Genomic DNA, 17580 nt, shown 5'->3' with positions numbered 1-17580 from the left:
TATGCGCGACGCCGATTGGATCGAACTGGACTGTCTTGTCGAAGATGCAATGAAGTGCTGGGCCATTCCCGGCCTGGCCATCGCCGTGGTTCAAGGCGACGACATCATTCTGCTCAAGGGTTATGGTGTACGTGAACTGGGCGCGAGCGCTCCGGTCACGCCCGACACGCAATTCATGATCTGCTCGCTGACCAAATCGATCAACGCCGCCGGTATTGCGCTACTGGTCGACGAAAATCGGTTGAATTGGGACACGCGCGTTCGTGAAATACTGCCGGAATTCCAGCTTCGCGATCCGGCGACTACTGAAGCTATCACTGTCTCCGATCTGCTTGCGCATCGTAGTGGGCTCCCCCGTCATGACCGCATGTGGTCGCTGCCAGAAGCGCGGTCGCGGGAACAGATCCTATATGCCATGCGTTATCTGGAATCGAGCCGGCCTCTGCGCCAGGCGTACCAGTACTCGAACCTCGGCTACATCGTCGCGGGCATGGTCACTGAGCGGCTCAGCGGGCAGAGTTGGGAACAGTTCACGACGCAGCGCCTTTTGTCGCCTCTGGGTTTCAGGAATTTCGGATTCTCGACTGACACATTGGTATCGGCGGCCGATTTCGCGCATCCGCATGTTCGGGATGGGCGGCATGCCCGTCGAACGAGATTGTGGCCGATGCACGCGACGCCTGCCGGCGGCATCCACACTTGCGCGGCGGATATGGCCCGTTGGCTGCGGTTGCTGTTGTCGCGAGGACGCGTCGACGGTGCGCAAATCCTTTCGGAAGCGGCAGTGACCACGATGATGACGCCGCACATCGACTCGGACGATTCGGGATTCGCGGAGATCGGTAGGAACCAATACGGATACGGGCTGACGTGCCAGCTTTATCGTGGCGAGCGCACTGTGTCACACACCGGTTCGCTGCCCGGCTGGGGTTCGCTGTTCCGCATGATGCCGGATCGTGAGATTGGGGTTGTCGTGCTGACGAATCGCGATCCCTGTCCCGTTCGCGAATTGATCACGTACGCGGTGTTCGATCGATTGCGCTCGCTCTCGCCGATCGACTGGTTCGAGATCTTTCACGCGAGACGGCAAAGCACTTTAGAAAAAGAAGAAGCTGACGCACGGCGTTTTGGCGCCAACGGTATTGTGGTTCCGTATCCAGACGAGCTTCTCAAGCACTTCATCGGCGAATATAGCAATCCAGCTTATGGCACGATTTCGATCACCCACAATACATCCGGCATGCGTTGGAGTTGGCGGGGCCTGAAAGGCAGGCTGGTATATCGCGGTGAAAGCTCGTTGCAGTTGAAAGAGGATGACGAAGCTCGCTTGTCTGACCTGGTTTTCACGTTCGACCGACATGCGGACGGTGTCGTTACCAGACTGAGATCGCCGTTGGAGCCGGCGGTTTCGGATATCGTCTTCACGCGTTGATTGGCCGCGTGAATGACCGTTTTTACGTCACCCGCGATGACCGCGGCACGTCGTCGGGTACGGCCGATCGTCCGTAGGGCGGAAGTCAAGACGCGTCATTTGGCAAGATTGCCGCATGGACATTGGTGCGGCTGCTTCGCTCTGAAAGCGGCCGGTCGAGCGCCAGTGAAGTACGTCGCATCATCGGCCTTTGCGGTCGTTCGGGATGCCTCGTGGTAGCGAGGGAGCTGAACTCACCTTTAACGATCCAACCACTGAATAATGTCGAGCCGCCAGGACGGCAGTGCATCTTGATGATATCGCGTTCGGGCTTGACCATTCGAGAGGTCAAGCCGAACCGCCCGCTTCCGCGGTGACGAGACCCGACAGATCGATGCCCGCCTTAAGAGAACCGTACAGGTTCATCGCGATATATGCGGGCAGCACCTCTGCGCGATGGACGTGGTCGCCGAAGGCGCAAGAAATGCGGCATGTCTCACCGTGATCGGCGAATATAAATGACTTCACGGAAAAGCTTTTGTTCGCCTCCGAATAGTCTTCCTGTGTCAGATCCGGTCTTTCGTTGAGCATAGTGTGAACCGGATGCCGGGCTGGCAGTAAATCGGAAAGACTGGGATCGTCCGATATGCGCTGCAAATCGGAGCCGTAGTAATGAACGCCGCTGTAGTGTTCGAGGCACTTGTAGAGCGCGAGGATCTGCTTAGTTGACCAATGAGAGAGCCGAAAGGTCCCGTCATACATTGCGTATTTGACGCAGACACTTACCACTGCGCCGGAAACACTCATGACAGCGGTTTTGAAGCTGGCAGCCAGATTCGGCTCATCGCTGGCGCGACGATTCTCGATGCGCATATTGGATCCCCAATTGGCTAAGGATAACTGAATAATCTGGAGTACGGGAGCGCCGAAGTGCTCCGTTCCTTGCGGCAATTTTTGAGGAGAGTGATGATTCGTGACTGATATGCCAGACCCGTCCTGCGTGGATGAAGAGTAGACCGACCGGACAACGCAGACCGGCATTCGCCGGTCTGCGCTCCCGATCACTCGACGCGCCGACGGGTCCACACCGATGATGACCGAAAGGCTCAGACCGTCTTGATCAGCCCCAATTGCGTGAGAGCCGACACACCGTCGTCAAGACCAAGCTCTTCGACGATTTTGCCCTCCTTCAAACGAAGTACGGTGGTGCCGGTGAAGTGCATCTTGCGGCCGGTTGCCGCCGGCAGAGACCCTGCAAGAAAGTCGCTAAAAGCCGGGCCCGTGTGCGTACCACCACCTTCCCATTGGCCTACGACGTAATCGCCTTCAGCGATGAGATCCGTGACGCCCCAGAAATTGAGGTCCGGAAAGGCTTCGCGGAAAGCGGTCATGAACGCTTTGATGTCGTCACGACCACGACGTGGTTCATGCAGCGAGTATTTCAACAGCATGTCCGGCGCAGCGATCTCGTCGACAATGCTCAGGTCACATTTCTCGCCCCAGAAACTGGTGAACCAGCGACCTACGACCGCCTTGTTGTCCTCTTCCTTTGACATGTTCGACTCCTTACTGAGCTTGATTGGCAGCGAAGCGGGCTTGCTTCGCCTGGAACGAACAATATCCATCGCGCCTCCCCACTACTACCCGTTTCTTGCGGTGCGATTCAGACAATCCGTTCCACGCCGCTCATCCGGAACCGGGGAGCAAGAAACAGAGAAGGATTGCCTGCAACACGTATGGTTGGTTCTATGCGCCGGGCGCCTCAATAAGCTAGTACGCGCCATGCCTTGGGCCGTCTCATCTGCATACGGTAGTTGAACTCGTGACTTCGAGAAACTGACGTCGAGTTGAATACCGCAAGAACCGGAGAGACGTACCCATCAAAAGATCCTACTTTCGACGCTTTCTGGAGAAAGGCTCTCATGTTGAAATACCTCTGCGCTATTACAGCCGAACGAACCTTCGCCAACGGCGCTGCGGTGATCAACGAGGCCCTGCATCGGCAGGCTCATATATCCACGTCCTCCGACGACACGCGACTGGATCGCCTGGTACAGCGTCTGCTTGACCTCGACGATGACGACGCGATGGAGCTGGAGGCACTTGGTGGCGTGCCGATGGCGTTGGGCAGCCGAAGTCCCGCAAGCTTCAACAAAGCCCTGCAGCAGGTCATTCGGCAACTTCAATTGACCAAGCTGTTCTGTCCCAGCCAGGAAGGCGAATTCCACCGAAGCATCTGTCCGGCTGCTTATAACGAACGAACGGGTGAACATCATCCAGAGGAGATGACGCGATGGCGGGCGGAATTCCGGGGCATGGCTCCGGAACAGCAGATGATGACAAGCACGATCATCTGGCTATATCAATCGGGTCCCGATTCGACGTGGCTGCGTCGCGTCCCCTGTACCTGGCGAGCAGGCGAAGCGATTCAGTACATGAGTGACGCCGGATGTCTCTCGCTGTGGCTCTGCCTCATTGCAAGATATCCGGGCTGGTAAGCCATATCGAGGTCATGCCGCTGCGGCAGGGTGATGCGGTGGTCTTCGCCGTCAACCATCGCCCCGTGCGCTCCATGCGTGGGTTCTATCGCTCGAACTTGCGCCATGGCGTCAGCAAGCTGGATCGCGGGCAGCGCCATACACTGGGCATCATCTTCCACTACGCTAAATAGTCCCTGGCCGGAGACCCACCCCACAGAACGAAACGAAGCCGTACGCCCCGGCACTCGGTCCGCCATCGACGGAGGTGGCCGAGTATGACGAACCGGGACTCGCCTGCACGCACACCTGCGCGGTACCCACGGGTACGCATGGCGCGCCAATCCCCTCGCCGGGCATTCACCGGTTTGAATAGATGCCTTGGCTCGTCAAGGCGTAGTAGCCGACAACGAAGATGAAAATCCCAATTGCGATAAGCGGGTGAACAAACCAACCTAGCGCCGCTGCAATGATGTAAAGCAGGATGCCAAGCGCCGGTCGAAGCACCTGCGACGCAAAAGCAGCCGCCGGCAGATGCGGCTTCAAGAGTTCAGGATGGCGATGCAAATGCCGAAAGGCAGGGAGCCATGACGCCGACATGAGTCCGGCTATCAAGGCATAAAGCACCACGGCTGCCTTCTGGTCCATGAGGTTCCCGTCGCGGAATGCACCCGCCAGCACGCCGGTCGGAAACGGAATCAAGGCTGCGGTGCCAACGATGCCGAGATTGATGCAGTTGAGTGTCACATCCACCTTAGAGAGACGCTCGAACATGTAGTGATGGTTGAGCCAGATGATTCCAACGTAGATGAACGCAATTGCATAGGCCAAGTAGGAAGACCATTCCGCCACAAGCTCTTCCCCCAATCTTCCTGGCGCAGCATTCGGGCGATGGATCTCCAGAACAAGCAGCGTAATGATGATGGCGAAAGCCCCATCACTGAAGCTTTCCACACGGCGTGGCTCGGGGAGGCCAAAGACGCTTTTTATCTCGGCAACCTGTGCCGCCTCCGCGTTGGGCCTCGCGAACGGAGACGACGGACCTGCTTTCCGGGCGAGTGCGTTGCACACATTGCGGGCCTTGCACCAGAGGGCTCTCGACCAACGTCCGATGAAAGGTTTATTTTCCTCTAGTGCTGGCACGGTGAATTCCTTTCGCGTAATCATTCTGAGGGGCAGTTCGGGGCATGCCCGTCTGGGGAGCAGCGCAGGGGCAAGGGACGGTCGTCGCCGATCTCAACGACCCCTTAAACCGCTGACGCGGCATCTTGAGTTCGATGACGGATCTCGTCGCGGAAAATGTATCGCAACGGTCGATTCAAGACACTCCGTTCCTTGCTTTGGAATTCGATATCGAGGCAGTGCTTCAACGACCGCTTGAGGATCTTGACCGGTGCGTATTGAGATGCCGGTTTTGGCCGATAGCGCCAGTTCAACCAAGGCGCCTAAAGCCGACATTCGCGAAGACTAAGACGAGCTCGCCCACGACCGCAAAGGCCGAACTGCCGACGGCCGTTGTACCTTGGAAGCCGCCATTGAAGTTGACTCGTGACGAACGACGGTAGTGACGGTAGTAGGTCAAGCCGAGCCGGTCGTCGTTGGATTCGATCGTTAGGGATTGTAGACGCCTCTCCTAAACACCCGGCCTGCAAGCGCACGCGAAAGCCGGCGGGCAGGCGTCCGACAATCCTTAACAAACTGGGACTTTAAAGCTGCGTCCGGATACAACAAAGCCGACTTGACGTCGGCTCTGTTGCAAAGCATAGGGTCGCACTTTGTGGGTAAAGCCTATCCCTGCACTTGCTGCAAAAATATGCCTCCTGTTTCAGGGCCCTGCCCTACGATTGCGGATAACGCACGTTCCATTGCTTAAGCGCCCTTGTTTCGCGATCGAAACCTAGCACGCTCACCGACGCGGTATCGAGTAGCAAATGCGCTCCAAGCGCCGCTGAATCGGCCATCCAGCAGGCACCGAGAACCCGCAGGAAATGCGCATGCGAAAACAGCGCGATGCGCCCGTTCGTGGCAAGCAGCCGCTGGATCAGAGACTCCGCGCGCGCCTGGATGTCTTCGACATTTTCGCCTTCCGGTATCGGCGAGGTCCATACGGCCCAGTCAGGGTCCTCAGCGCGGATATCCTTCGTCGTACGGCCTTCATAGATACCGTAGTTCCATTCGCTCAGCCGCGGCTCTTCTTCTGCCTGGGCACCAAGACCGGCCTCGGCGCAGGTATCGCGAGCGCGAGACATCGGGCTGCACAGCACGAGGTCGAAGGGCTGTGCGGCAAGCACCGGCCGCAGCGAACGCGCCTGTTCGCGCCCGTGATCGGTCAGAGGAATATCGGTGCGGCCCGTGTGCTGGCCGGACAGGCTCCATTCGGTTTCACCATGACGGATCAGCCAGATCTCGGGCTGGTTCACGTGGTTTTCGGTAGCGGTAGCGTTCATTGGCGTTGGCAGGATGAGGTCAGGAATCAGCGTTCGGCTTAGTACCGAAACGAGCGGAGCTTGCTTGCGTCTGACCCGATTCTACGGGGCTATCGACAAATTTTCAGAGCAGGCCCCGCATGTCAGATGATCGATCGCGTGCGGGTTCGGCCAGACGCGGTTGCCTTCAGACCGATTCGAAGCGGTCAGCCCTGAACGGCGTGACATCGACGAACGGTTCTTCCCCCGTCATCATGGACGCGATCAGCCGCCCGGTGACCGCGCCGAGCGTCAACCCATGATGCGCGTGTCCGAACGCAAACCACATGGTCTTGTGACGCGGCGCGGGGCCGATGATCGGCATCATGTCGGGCGTACACGGACGCCGGCCCATCCACGGTTCGTCGTCTACCCGCTCGCCGAGCGGGAACAGCGTACGCGCCACGGGCTCGGCACGCATCAGTTGCACGGGTGTCTTGGGCGCATCGCGATCCGCCAGTTCAACACCCGTTGTCAGCCGAATGCCGCGTGCCATTGGCGCGAGCAGGAAACCGTTATCCACGTCCAGCACGGGATGGTTCAGCACCGTCCCGGGTTGCGGCGCGTAATGCATGTGGTAACCGCGCTTGACCGCAAGCGGCAGCCGGTAGCCGAGCGCTGAGGTCACGTCTTTAGCCCACGGCCCCAACGCGATCACCGCCGACGACGCACTGACCGCACCGTCTTGCGTCATCACGCGCCAGCCGTCGCCATCGGCTTCGAGCGACGTTGCATCGCCGGTCAGGAAGCGGCCTCCCAGACGCTCGAAGTACGCTGCATAACCCGCGACCAACGCGCCTGGATCGGTGACCGACACCGCATCCGTGTAATGCAAACCACCTATTAGCGAACGGTCGAGATGCGGCTCCGCTAGTTGCAACGTCGCCGGATCGAGGAGCTTGTATTGCACGCCAAACTCGCGATGCCACCGCTCTGCGTCACGCAACTCGTCATCCTGAGCGGCAGCACTGTGGAACACCTTGATCCAGCCCGTTGGCCGCAACAACGACTCAACGCCGGCCTCGCGCGCAAGGACCTCATGCTCGGTCACGCAATGTTCGATCAGGGTAGCGTACTGACGCGCGATGGCGGCATGGCGCGCGGGTTCGGAATTGCGCCAGTAGGCCCAGAGGAATGGCGCCAGCGCGGGCAATGCGTCGCGATGGTAATGGACATCGATGGACGAATTGCGGGCGTAGTGCATCAGCGTGCCGATGTCGCGGGGAAGCGCGTAGGGGTAGACACCCTCGCGCTGCAACAGCCCCGCGTTGCCGAATGACGTTTCGAGACCCGGACGCTTGCGGTCCACGAGCGCGACCGAGCGGCCACGCTTTTGCAAATGAATGGCGACCGATACCCCCACGATGCCCGCGCCCAGCACGACTGTGTCGAACTTCATGCGTTGAATCTCTCCTCTACGTCCAGTTTGTTCGCGGCGGCGAATGGTGGACGGATATCCGCCACTCATCGTTCACCGCCCCAGAAACTTCCAGACGTAGATCATACGCGCGCGCTCTCCAAGCTTTCGGAATAAAGCTTTCGTTTCATCTCGGCCGGCGTCTTCGCGCCATGATGTGCCTCGATTTGAGCAGGGCTTTAAGCGGTCGTCTATCAGGCGATGTTCGGCAGAGACACTGCGGGGATGGAGAGCGTGCCCGCAGTGCCTGCCACACAACGCGGCCACGCCGTTGCGTGTGCCGCGCCGGTGGCATAACGCGTGCTTAGCTTTTGCGAAGCGCTGGGGAGCCCCATGGCGCGCCGATCGTGCCGCCATCGACCACAATCTCGGCCGCCGTGATCCCGGACGCGCCGTCCGACGCAAGGAACAATACGGCCTCCGCGACCTCTTCAGCGGCGGCGAGGCGTCCCATTGGAATAGCCGGTGAGAGTGCGTCTTCCGTGCCGTCCAGTGTCGCGCCGACTCGTGCACCACGGGTCCAGATCGGCGTACGCGTGGCGCCGGGGATCACCGTGTTCACGCGAATGCCGCGTTGCACGAGCTCACCGGCAAACACTTTCGCCATGCCGGTAATGCCGGCCTTCGACGCCGAATAAGCCGCCGTACCCGCCCGGCCAAGCTCACGCATGACCGAACCATTCAGCACGATCGATCCCCCCGCCGACATCAGCGGCAGCGCCGCCTGAACCGTAAGAAAAACCGCCGTCAGGTTAGTGCGCAGAATCGCCTCGAACGCCGCAGCGGTCGTGCCGCCCAGCGGCGTTGGCCCTGAAATCCCCGCGTTGGCAAACACGATATCAAGCGAACCGTAAGCGTCGCCGACCTGCTTGATCACCGAATCGATTGCGGTCGGATCGTCCAGATCCGCCTGGATGGCGAGCGCGTTTGCGCCAAGCTCCGATGCCGCCTCGTCGAGCTTCGCGCGGTCGCGCCCCGTGATCGCCACGCGAGCGCCTTCAGCAATCAACAACTTCGCTGTCGCAAAACCAATCCCGCTGTTTCCGCCCGTAATCAAGGCAGTTTTATTGGTGAAACGCATGGGTCCTTCTCCTGTTGGTCACCGCCCGGTTGCGGCAGAAAATGCATCGATGTAACGACACGCCATCAATCTAAATGTTGATCATAATCCACAAATTCAGTATTATCGTCATCATGCAGATTGTCAAGCGAGGATTGAGATGGGTTACTCACAGGCGCAGAAAGCGGAGAGCAGGCAACGCGTGCTGGACACGGCAGCGCGGCAGATCCGCGAGCACGGCCTGGAAGCGTTGGGGGTCGCCGATTGCATGCGCAGTGCGGGGCTTACCCACGGCGCGTTCTATGGACATTTTTCGTCGCGCGATGCGTTGATCATCGCCGCGCTGGAACAGGCAATGACACGGGGCCAGACACGCGTGATGTCGCGTGCGGCCGATGCGGCGAAACATTCAAAGACACCATTCGCAGCGATCGTCGATGCCTACCTGCACCCCGCTCACGCGGACAATCCCGGCACCGGATGCGCACTGTGCGCACTTGCCGGCGATACGGTGCATGCAACAGCGGACGTAAAAGCGCTCTACACCACGCACTTGCGGCGGCTTGCAGATCAGTTGACGCAAGCCGCGGGAGGCGGAGACGGAAGCGGAGACGAAACCGGGAGCGAAGCGCTGGGACTAGGAGTGGCGGCCACGATCGTGGGCGCGATCACGCTGGCGCGCGCAGTGGACGATCACGAACTGGCGCTGTCGATTCTCACCGCCGCACATGCGCTTGTCATGAAGCAGGACGGGGCTGCGCAGCAATGAACCCACGGTGAACGGTGGCGGGCATGAGTGCAGGTTCAGTGGTTCTCAGCAAACTCACGGGTGCAGAATCGATGCAACTGCTGCAATAACTCGGAGCCTTGCGAAGTCAGGCGCGGCGTAGCCCGACCGCTCGTGCTCGCATCAATGCTGACGAGGTGCTCGTGCTCGAGACTCGCCACGTCGGAACATTGAGGTTCCACTTGCGACGGCGAGTGTTGGATCAGGAGCAGTGTCGACAACTCGTGAGGGCTGAGCATGGGAATCTCCTTGCATGAATGAATCGCAACCGTTTGCGTTCATGCATCCTAGAGAGCCAAATCGACATTCACGCTACAGCCATTTTTCACGGCATTACACGGTTACATTCTCGCAATGAACAAGCGCCGTGCGGGCCGTAACCGGTGCCCGCAGAAACTTCCCGTTGCAATTGCCGGGTCAACCGAGCCAGACTCAAGTCTTTCAGCGGGTAAGGAAGCGCATGCCGGCCGTAAAATAAGGTGACTTGGCATGCGCTTCGCCACCTCAATTCACCCCTTGCCGCTCAAGTGCCCCCACCGATTCCGCCTGTTTTGACTCGTTCGACTCACGTCCATTCTGAAGACGCGCCAGGCCGCGAATGCCAATCAGCGAGACCGCCGACAGCACTGTAAAAAAGAGCGCGAGCGGCACCCATTGACCCTGGAATCGCTGCGCGATCATGGTCCCGATGATCGGTGTCGTACCGCCGGCAATCGTCGCACAGAGCTGGTACGCAATCGAGATGCCGGAATAACGCAGATGCCGGGGAAACGCATAAGTCATGAAGCCCGCGATAACCGCATAGACCGCCGACAACACGACCACCGAGAACGCGATACCCGCAATGATCGCCACCGGGTTTCCGGTATTGACGAGCATGAACATGGGGTACGGCGTCAGCATCGAAAGCAGCGCAGCGGCCGTGAGGAAACGGGCATTGCCAAATCGTTCTGCCAGCATCGCCGAGATTGGTTGCGAGAGAAGCTGAATGACGGTGACGGCAAACAGGCAGTCGAGAATCAGCGACTTCGACATATGCAAATAGACCGTCACGTACGAGATCATGAACGTGTTGGTGAAGAAGAATCCGGCAGACCCTATAGTCGTTGCCGCCGCCGCAAAAAGGATCGGCACCCAATGCGATTTGAGCACTTCCTTGACGGGTGACTGCACCATTTCGTCCGACTTCTTCATTGCCTCGAACTCCGGCGATTCATTGACACCCGAGCGAATCACCAGGCCGGCCGCGAGCAGGATGAAGCTTGCGAGAAACGGCAAGCGCCATCCCCAGGAGATGAAGTCGTCGTGATTGAGCGACGTCACCAGCCGGAAGGAAATGAGCGAAAGAATCAGGCCTGCGGGGCTTCCCATTTGCGGGAATGACGCGAAGAAGGTCTTGCGTCCTTCCGGCGCGTGTTCACTCGACATCAGCACGGCACCGCCCCACTCGCCGCCCACTGCAATGCCCTGCACTATGCGGAGCACGATCAGCATTGCTGGCGCCCAGATACCGGCTGTCGCGTAAGACGGCAACAAGCCGATGCCGGTGGTCGCCACGCCCATGAGAAACATGGTCAGCAGCAGCATTTTCTTGCGTCCCAGCTTGTCGCCCAAGTGCCCGAACACCGCACCGCTCAGAGGCCGTGCAATGAAGCCGACCGCGAATGTGCCGAATGAAGCGAGCGTGCTGATGAAGTGATTGCTGCTTGGAAAGAAGACGTCACCTAGCACGAGCGCGGCGGCTGTCGCGTAGGTATAGAAGTCGTAGAACTCGACGGTCGTGCCGATAAAAGCCGCAAACGCTGCGCGGACGGGTTGCCTGCCGGAGACCGCTGCCTTCATGATTTTCGTGTTCCTTGAAAGTGGCGCGCGTTGTTCAAAACGCGATGTACGAGAGGGGATACCGACTTATCAAGCGTCAAAAATCATTCGTACAATCGCGTTTTTGCATTGTCAGTATCAACGTGGCTAATACTTCCATACCCGCGTTGCGGTGCGGGCGCTGCGGCGTTTCAATGCCAGGAGTCCGGGTCAAGCATTAGCAGGATTGATGATGAGGATAAGGACAGGGAATTTGACGAATGCTTTCTGTTCAACGAACACTACGTCCTGTCACCGCGCACGAACTAGAGAGATCCATAGCATGCAAGCAACGCAAAATCTGCCTCCCGATACGCACAAGGCCGTGTTCGACGCCGACATGTTTGACTCTGATGAATGGCAGGTCCGTTCGGATCTGGCGGCGCTGTACCGGCTTACGGCCCATTTCCGCATGACGGACATGATCGATACGCACATTACTGCGCGCTTGCCCGGCGCGACGCCGGCATTCCTGATCAACCGGTATGGCGTTATGTTCCATGAGATGCGGGCTTCGGATCTGGTCAAGATCGATCATCTGGGCAATGTCATTGATGAACGCGCCGCTACCGAACCCGCGCGCTTTCGCGTGAATGCTGCTGGATTCACGATACATTCCGCGATTCACATGGCTCGCGAGGACCTTGGTTTTGTGGTTCACACGCATACGGCCGCGGGAACGGCGGTGTCTGCGCAAGAGCATGGGCTGTTGCCGATCAGTCAGCATGCGCTCAAGTTCTACGGCAAGCTCGGGTATCACGACTACGAGGGCATTGCGTTGAATCTTGGCGAGCGTGAACGTCTGGTACGCGATCTTGGTCGCAACAAGGCGATGATCTTGCGGAATCACGGTTTGCTTGTAGCGGGGGCGACGGTTGCCGAGGCGTTCCATGAGATCTATTTTCTTGAGCGCGCTTGTCAGGCGCAGATTCAGGCGTTGGCGGGCGGGACCCCGTTGCGCATTCCGTCTGTGGAAGTTTGTGAATTGACCGCCAGCCAGTTCAACCGCGAGGAATCGGCGGAAATCGTGGAGATGGCTTGGCGGGCGGCGTTGCGATTAATAACGGATTAGTTTTTTGCTCGCGCCGGTGGACGGGATTTTGGGGTTTGGGGTGGTAATGGTCGGGGTGTTCGGTCCTGGGGTTAGTGGTCGGAGTCTATGCCGGGTTGGTGCTTTCGGCCGTGGTGGTCTGCGTGAGTCGGATTTTCTCTTTATCACTATTAGCCACTGTGCGTGGCGGCACGTCATTTCTTTGTCCAAAGCGACAAAGAAACGAAGCAAAGAAAACGCTTTCAAACCACGCTACCCTAAGTGTCCACAGCGTGCAGTTTCTATTCATAGGTGCCCCAAAAGCACGGTGCTCGCCAGAGCCACGGATGTGTGAACCCCTCCTTCTCGCGAATCCTGACACGAACACGCTTCGCCCCGTACGCTCTCGGGCAAGCACCATTGCTAACGAATCCAAATGGCCTCACACGTATTTACGGTCGCAGTTTTTTTGGTTGGTTAGCTGCCTGGTCTGCGCGGTCATATTCATCGATCGCAGCCTGTTCCATAGTAGCTTGACGCGAATTGCCGCTTCGAGTTTTAGTGAATTGGCTACGTTTTCCATACGATTATTTTCGTTGGCTACTGCCTTAAGCATCTTTGGGGTTTGATACGTTGCGGGTTGGCGGCGTGGTTCGACGAGAGTACAAATTCGGAGGGAGGTTATCCGCGGATAGCGCGGGGTGTCCCTTGGGCAGGTTCAATCACTGGTGGCGAAGCGTGTGGGTATCGGTGTTCGGAGAAAGAGGGGTTCACACATCCTCCGCTCTGGCGAGCACCGTGCTTTTGGGGCACCTATGAATAGAAACTGCACGCTGTGGACACTTAGGGTAGCGTGGTTTAAAAGCGCTTTCTTTGCTTCGTTTCTTTGTCGCTTTGGACAAAGAAATGACGTGCCGCCACGCACAGTGGCTAATAGTGATAAAGAGAAAATCCGACTCTCGCAGACCACCACGGCCGAAAGCACCAACCCAGCATAGACCCCGACCACTAACCCCGGAACCTAACACCCTGGCACTGACCCCAACCACTACCCCCAAAACCACCCCCCGTCCACCGGCGCGAGCGAAAAACTTATGACTAAAATTGTCCTCATCAGCCGCGACTTCGATATGTCGCACCTCGTCCCGTCCATTCTCCGCGCAGCGCCCGACCTCGAAGTCACGTTGCACGGTCACGAAAACGCCCAAAACGCCGAGGTCGCCGTGTGCTGGAATCCCCCCCATGGCGCTATCGCAGCGTTACCCCAGTTACGGCTCGTGCACAGCATCGCAGCCGGCGTCGACAACATCCTGACCGACCCCAGCCTGCCCCGCGTACCCGTGTGCCGAGTGGTCGATCCGCAGCACGCACGCGGCATGAGCGAATTCGTGACGTGGGGCGTACTGCATTTTTATCGACAACTTGATCGTGTGATATTGAACCAGCGCGAAGAACACTGGTTTCGCCCCACTCAGCAAGATCCATCAACCTGTTCAATAGGCGTGATGGGACTCGGTGAGATCGGCAGCCGCGTGGCAACAGACGTGCATCGGCTAGGATTCAGCGTACGCGGTTGGGCGCGTCGGGCAAGAGACCTGCAAGGCGTCGAAACATTCGAAGGTGCGCAAGGGCTGGAACCGTTCCTCCAAGGCACTGACATCCTTGTTTGCCTGTTACCCCTGACGGACGAAACGCGCGGCATCCTGAATGCACGCACGTTCAATGCATTGCGTCCCGGCGCAAAGCTGATCCACGTGGGAAGAGGGGAACATCTGGTACCGGAGGATTTGCTGCGCGCGCTGAATGAGGAGCGCATTGGCGGCGCCATTGTCGATGTCTTTCCAAACGAACCACTGCCGCGAGGACATGCATTCTGGCGGGCGAAGAACATGATCGTGACCCCGCATATGGCGTCGGTCGCCAGCGCGGATACGATCGGACTACAGGTAGCGGAGAACGTGCGGCGGCTCGTGAACGGGGAGGCTTTGCATAACGCGGTTGATGTGACGCGAGGCTATTAGCACACCAGGCCCTTCGCCCAAAGCGGCCTCTAAACCGCGACAGGAATCACTTCACCGCCTTCCGTATCGATAAACCGGTGCAACGCATCCAGGAAGGCCGTCTCGGCCGCGCTGAACTTCCGGTCATTCGACCAGAGCAGATGCACATCGAGATCGGCCACGCCCTCATCCGGTGGCAGGCGCTGAAAACGCCCCTGCGCAATATCCTCCCGAACCACATGTTCAGGAAGACAACCAATGCCGAAGCCGGCGAATATGAATCGCTTCACTTCCCACATGCTCGACGAAGATCCGATCACGCGCTCGGTGAATCCCATCTCATCGCGGAAGAACGTCAGCGGCGACATGTGATCACCTACCTTGTCACCCGTAAAGGACACAAATTTCTCGCTCACGAGATCGGACGTGCGCAAGTCCGTGCGCCCGAACAACGGATGGTGGCGCCCGCAAAAAAGTGCATAACGCTGCCTCAGGAACACGCGGCTCTCGACTCTCTTGGGCAAGGTACGGCGCGGCGTAAGCCCAAGTGTTGCGGACTTCTGCTGCAAACTGCTGACTACGTCGGCGCTGCGCATCTCCTGACTCTCGAGTTCAATGCGCGGATAGTCGCGATGGAACTCGGCGAGGAATGTGTCGTAGGCAGGGAAATCAATGCCGCTCACCGTGCTCAGGCGCACCACGCCCGAGATATCGTGATCGCCGTCGACCTTGGCCAGCGAAAGCCGCGAGATCGTGCCGTACACATCTTCTGCGATCTGCTGCACTTCAATGCCGGCCTGTGTCACTTCTATGCGCGGCCCATGACGATCCACCAGCCGCATGCCAAGCTGATCCTCCAGACGCCGCAGAGCCTGACTCACGGCGGGTTGCGTCAAATGCAGCCGCGTAGCCGCGCGGCTCACACTGCGCTCGCGCGCTATAGCGAGAAATGTCCGCAGCAGATTCCAGTCGAGCCGATCATTCAGGTAGGTATCGGATCGTTCGTTGCTCATTGCTAACCTCAGCTGTCATCATCCATGAAAATTATACTTAAAATAAATATTAGAAATTGGACTAATCATTTTGTATTCCCGATAAAGGAGTCATGCGCCACCGCGCGACACGAATTAGCGAGTGCAAAAAGCTAAGCGGGCAGCGGCAGCGATGGCTTAAGACCTGCACTTCCTACCCACGCTCCCACATCAGCAAGGACTTCATCATGAAAGCGTTTGGCCTGCCCCCTCCGGTTGCACGTTGCATGGTATTGGCGCTGGTTTTATTGTCTGCCGTGTTGGGTTCCCCGCCCTGCGCGTACGCCGATTCGCTCGACAACGTCAAGCAAAGCAAGGTGGTGAAGATCGGCGTATTCCAGGACTATCCGCCGTTCGGCTCGATCGGCGCGGACATGAAGCCGCGTGGAATCGACGTAGATCTTGCCGCGGTCCTGGCGAAAAAACTCGGGGCGCGCGTGGAGCTCGTACCCGTGACGGGCACGAACCGGCTGGCGTACCTCGCCGATCATAAAGTCGACCTGCTGATGTCGGTCGGGCAAACACCGGCACGAGAAAAGGTCCTGGACTTCACGCAAGCCTACGCGCCCTACTACATCGCCGTGTTCGGTCCGAAGGCCGTCGAGGTCAAGCAAGCCGCCGACCTGGGTGGCAAGTCGGTCGCGACCGCAGGCGGGACGAACGAAGACATCAGCCTGACGAAAGTGGCACCGGGCACCGCAACGATCAAGCGTTTCGACGATCAAAGCAGCGCGATTGCCGCGTATCTTGCGGGGCAAACTCAGCTGATTTCACTGGGAGGAGACGTGGCTGCACGCGTTCGCGCAATGCATCCGCAAACATCGATCGATGAAAAGATTCGTCTGCTCGACTCACCCATGCACATAGCGGTGAACAAGGGCGAAGGGCCGTTGAGAGACGAATTGAACACGGCCCTGGACAGTGCCCGCAAGGATGGCTCTATCGATCAGATCGAAAAGAAGTGGCTGGGCGTCTCGGTACCCGCATCCTCATTCTGATTTTTAATTTCGCCCGGAACGACAGTCGCGCACACAGGTCACGAGACAACAAACATGAAACCGGCATATCCCATTCGAGCGCCCGCGTTGCGGCGCGCATGGCTTTTCGTTCCCGGCGTCGATACCCCCAGCCATGCAGCCGCGCTCGCAAGCGGCGCGGACGCTATTGTTGCCGACCTCGAGGAAATGACCACGCCTGAGGATCGGCCAATGGCGCGAGAGCGGATCGTCGCGATGCTGCGTGAAGCCGCGCGCCTGGGATTGATCGGCGCCGCACGCATCAACAAGCTGGAGAATGATGGACATGCCGATCTTGAAGGCATCATGTCCGGAGCCCCGCATGCAGTCTTTTTGCCCCACACCGAAACCACGGATCAACTCGTCGCGCTGGATGCGGCGCTCAGTGAATTCGAACGTATCCACGATATCGTGCAAGGCACGACGGAGATTGTTCCGACTATCGAATCCGCAAAGGGTCTGGTCGCTCTCGGAACGTTATTGACCGTCAGCCCGCGTATTCGATGCTGCATGCTCGCAGTCGAGGATCTAGCCGCGAATCTGGGCGCACGTCGCACGCCTGAAAGCCGGGAACTGCTTTATGCACGCAGCCGGTTTCTCATTGAATGTATTGCGGCGAATTGCGTGCCGATCGACCTGCCGTGTACCTACCGATCCCCCGCAACGCTGGCAGCGGATATGGAGCTCTCGACTCAGCTTGGATTTACATCGAAGTGCGTGGTGTTCGCCGAACACGTTGATGCGGTCAATCGCGCGCTGACACCGTCAGGGAGCGCTGCGGAGGCCGCGCGGGCAATGCTGGCTGCTTGCGAAGCACAAGGGGCCTATGCCGCCGACGCAGACAATTGGATCGACGCACCCGAACGCAATAATGCCAAACGTCTGCTCGCTCGCTACGAGGCTTTCCACGGCGATAAGTAAGCTTGATAAGTGAGCCTGGCGTCAAGGATTGCCGGGCTTGGTAAAGTCCCGGAATCAGTCGCGACGTACGGGCGCGGTAAGCATCGTATTCTGTCTAGAACTGCG

The 17580-nt window shown here is 58.6% G+C and carries 16 protein-coding genes and 1 pseudogene; 8 read left to right on the top strand and 9 right to left on the bottom strand.

Translation table 11 applies throughout. The annotated features are described in order from the left end of the window. Window position 1 precedes the first annotated feature (1 nt). Complete coding sequence (locus tag HB376_RS24465; protein ID WP_213766255.1) at window positions 2-1432, top strand: serine hydrolase domain-containing protein; 1431 nt, start codon at window positions 2-4, stop codon at window positions 1430-1432. Window positions 1433-1759: 327 nt separating this feature from the next. On the opposite strand, the gene HB376_RS24460 is transcribed toward HB376_RS24465, so the two are convergent. Together HB376_RS24460 and HB376_RS24455 are read right to left on the bottom strand one after the other, a co-directional pair. Then, window positions 1760-2284 carry a hypothetical protein gene (locus HB376_RS24460; protein ID WP_213766254.1) on the bottom strand — a complete coding sequence of 175 codons (525 nt, stop codon included), beginning with the start codon at window positions 2282-2284 and terminating at the stop codon, window positions 1760-1762. Window positions 2285-2517: 233 nt separating this feature from the next. After that, window positions 2518-2967 (bottom strand): ester cyclase, encoded by a 450-nt coding sequence (locus HB376_RS24455; RefSeq protein WP_213766253.1) that lies wholly within the window; start codon window positions 2965-2967, stop codon window positions 2518-2520. A 366-nt stretch (window positions 2968-3333) separates the two neighbouring features. On the opposite strand from HB376_RS24455, the gene HB376_RS24450 reads away from it, so the two are divergent. Together HB376_RS24450 and HB376_RS24445 are read left to right on the top strand one after the other, a co-directional pair. Beyond that, window positions 3334-3909 carry a hypothetical protein gene (locus HB376_RS24450; protein WP_213766252.1) on the top strand — a complete coding sequence of 192 codons (576 nt, stop codon included), beginning with the start codon at window positions 3334-3336 and terminating at the stop codon, window positions 3907-3909. Between the two features lie 8 nt (window positions 3910-3917). Further along, window positions 3918-4082 (top strand): annotated as a pseudogene (locus HB376_RS24445) (2OG-Fe(II) oxygenase); the annotation flags it as partial. 166 nt (window positions 4083-4248) lie between these two features. Here the strand turns inward: HB376_RS24445 and HB376_RS24440 are convergent. From HB376_RS24440 to HB376_RS24425, 4 genes are all read right to left on the bottom strand, one after another. After that, window positions 4249-5031, bottom strand: coding sequence for a TMEM175 family protein (locus HB376_RS24440; protein ID WP_213766250.1), 783 nt, complete (start codon window positions 5029-5031; stop codon window positions 4249-4251). Window positions 5032-5726: 695 nt separating this feature from the next. Continuing rightward, entirely contained in the window at window positions 5727-6308 is a 582-nt protein-coding gene (locus tag HB376_RS24435; protein WP_346730569.1) for a histidine phosphatase family protein, read from the bottom strand. 193 nt (window positions 6309-6501) lie between these two features. Next, window positions 6502-7752, bottom strand: a complete 1251-nt coding sequence (locus HB376_RS24430; protein ID WP_213766248.1) for an FAD-binding oxidoreductase — start codon at window positions 7750-7752, stop codon at window positions 6502-6504. 322 nt (window positions 7753-8074) lie between these two features. Beyond that, a complete protein-coding gene (locus tag HB376_RS24425) occupies window positions 8075-8851 on the bottom strand; it encodes an SDR family oxidoreductase (protein ID WP_213766247.1) in 777 nt (258 codons plus the stop codon). Between the two features lie 139 nt (window positions 8852-8990). Here HB376_RS24425 and HB376_RS24420 point away from each other — a divergent pair, with 139 nt between their 5' ends. After that, on the top strand, window positions 8991-9599 hold the full coding sequence (locus tag HB376_RS24420; RefSeq protein WP_213766246.1) for a TetR/AcrR family transcriptional regulator: 609 nt from the start codon (window positions 8991-8993) through the stop codon (window positions 9597-9599). Between the two features lie 35 nt (window positions 9600-9634). On the opposite strand, the gene HB376_RS24415 is transcribed toward HB376_RS24420, so the two are convergent. Both HB376_RS24415 and HB376_RS24410 read right to left on the bottom strand, forming a co-directional pair. Beyond that, the gene (locus HB376_RS24415) at window positions 9635-9856 is read right to left on the bottom strand and encodes a hypothetical protein (protein ID WP_213766245.1); all 222 of its coding nucleotides are present in this window, start codon (window positions 9854-9856) and stop codon (window positions 9635-9637) included. A 265-nt stretch (window positions 9857-10121) separates the two neighbouring features. After that, entirely contained in the window at window positions 10122-11459 is a 1338-nt protein-coding gene (locus HB376_RS24410; protein ID WP_213766244.1) for an MFS transporter, read from the bottom strand. A 358-nt stretch (window positions 11460-11817) separates the two neighbouring features. Between HB376_RS24410 and HB376_RS24405 the strand changes: the two genes are divergently transcribed. Both HB376_RS24405 and HB376_RS24400 read left to right on the top strand, forming a co-directional pair. Beyond that, window positions 11818-12549 (top strand): class II aldolase/adducin family protein, encoded by a 732-nt coding sequence (locus HB376_RS24405; protein WP_213766298.1) that lies wholly within the window; start codon window positions 11818-11820, stop codon window positions 12547-12549. A gap of 1052 nt (window positions 12550-13601) precedes the next feature. Continuing rightward, window positions 13602-14528 (top strand): glyoxylate/hydroxypyruvate reductase A, encoded by a 927-nt coding sequence (locus HB376_RS24400; protein ID WP_255631537.1) that lies wholly within the window; start codon window positions 13602-13604, stop codon window positions 14526-14528. Between the two features lie 29 nt (window positions 14529-14557). On the opposite strand, the gene HB376_RS24395 is transcribed toward HB376_RS24400, so the two are convergent. After that, on the bottom strand, window positions 14558-15520 hold the full coding sequence (locus HB376_RS24395; RefSeq protein WP_213766243.1) for a LysR family transcriptional regulator: 963 nt from the start codon (window positions 15518-15520) through the stop codon (window positions 14558-14560). 206 nt (window positions 15521-15726) lie between these two features. On the opposite strand from HB376_RS24395, the gene HB376_RS24390 reads away from it, so the two are divergent. Beyond that, window positions 15727-16536, top strand: coding sequence for a transporter substrate-binding domain-containing protein (locus HB376_RS24390; protein WP_213766242.1), 810 nt, complete (start codon window positions 15727-15729; stop codon window positions 16534-16536). A 54-nt stretch (window positions 16537-16590) separates the two neighbouring features. Continuing rightward, entirely contained in the window at window positions 16591-17475 is an 885-nt protein-coding gene (locus tag HB376_RS24385; RefSeq protein WP_213766241.1) for an aldolase/citrate lyase family protein, read from the top strand. The last annotated feature ends 105 nt before the right edge of the window (window positions 17476-17580 follow it).

This window comes from Caballeronia sp. dw_19, from assembly GCF_018449515.1.
GTDB lineage: Bacteria > Pseudomonadota > Gammaproteobacteria > Burkholderiales > Burkholderiaceae > Caballeronia.
Note: the sequence above shows the minus strand (reverse complement) of the source record. Positions and strands in the feature narration are given on the sequence as shown.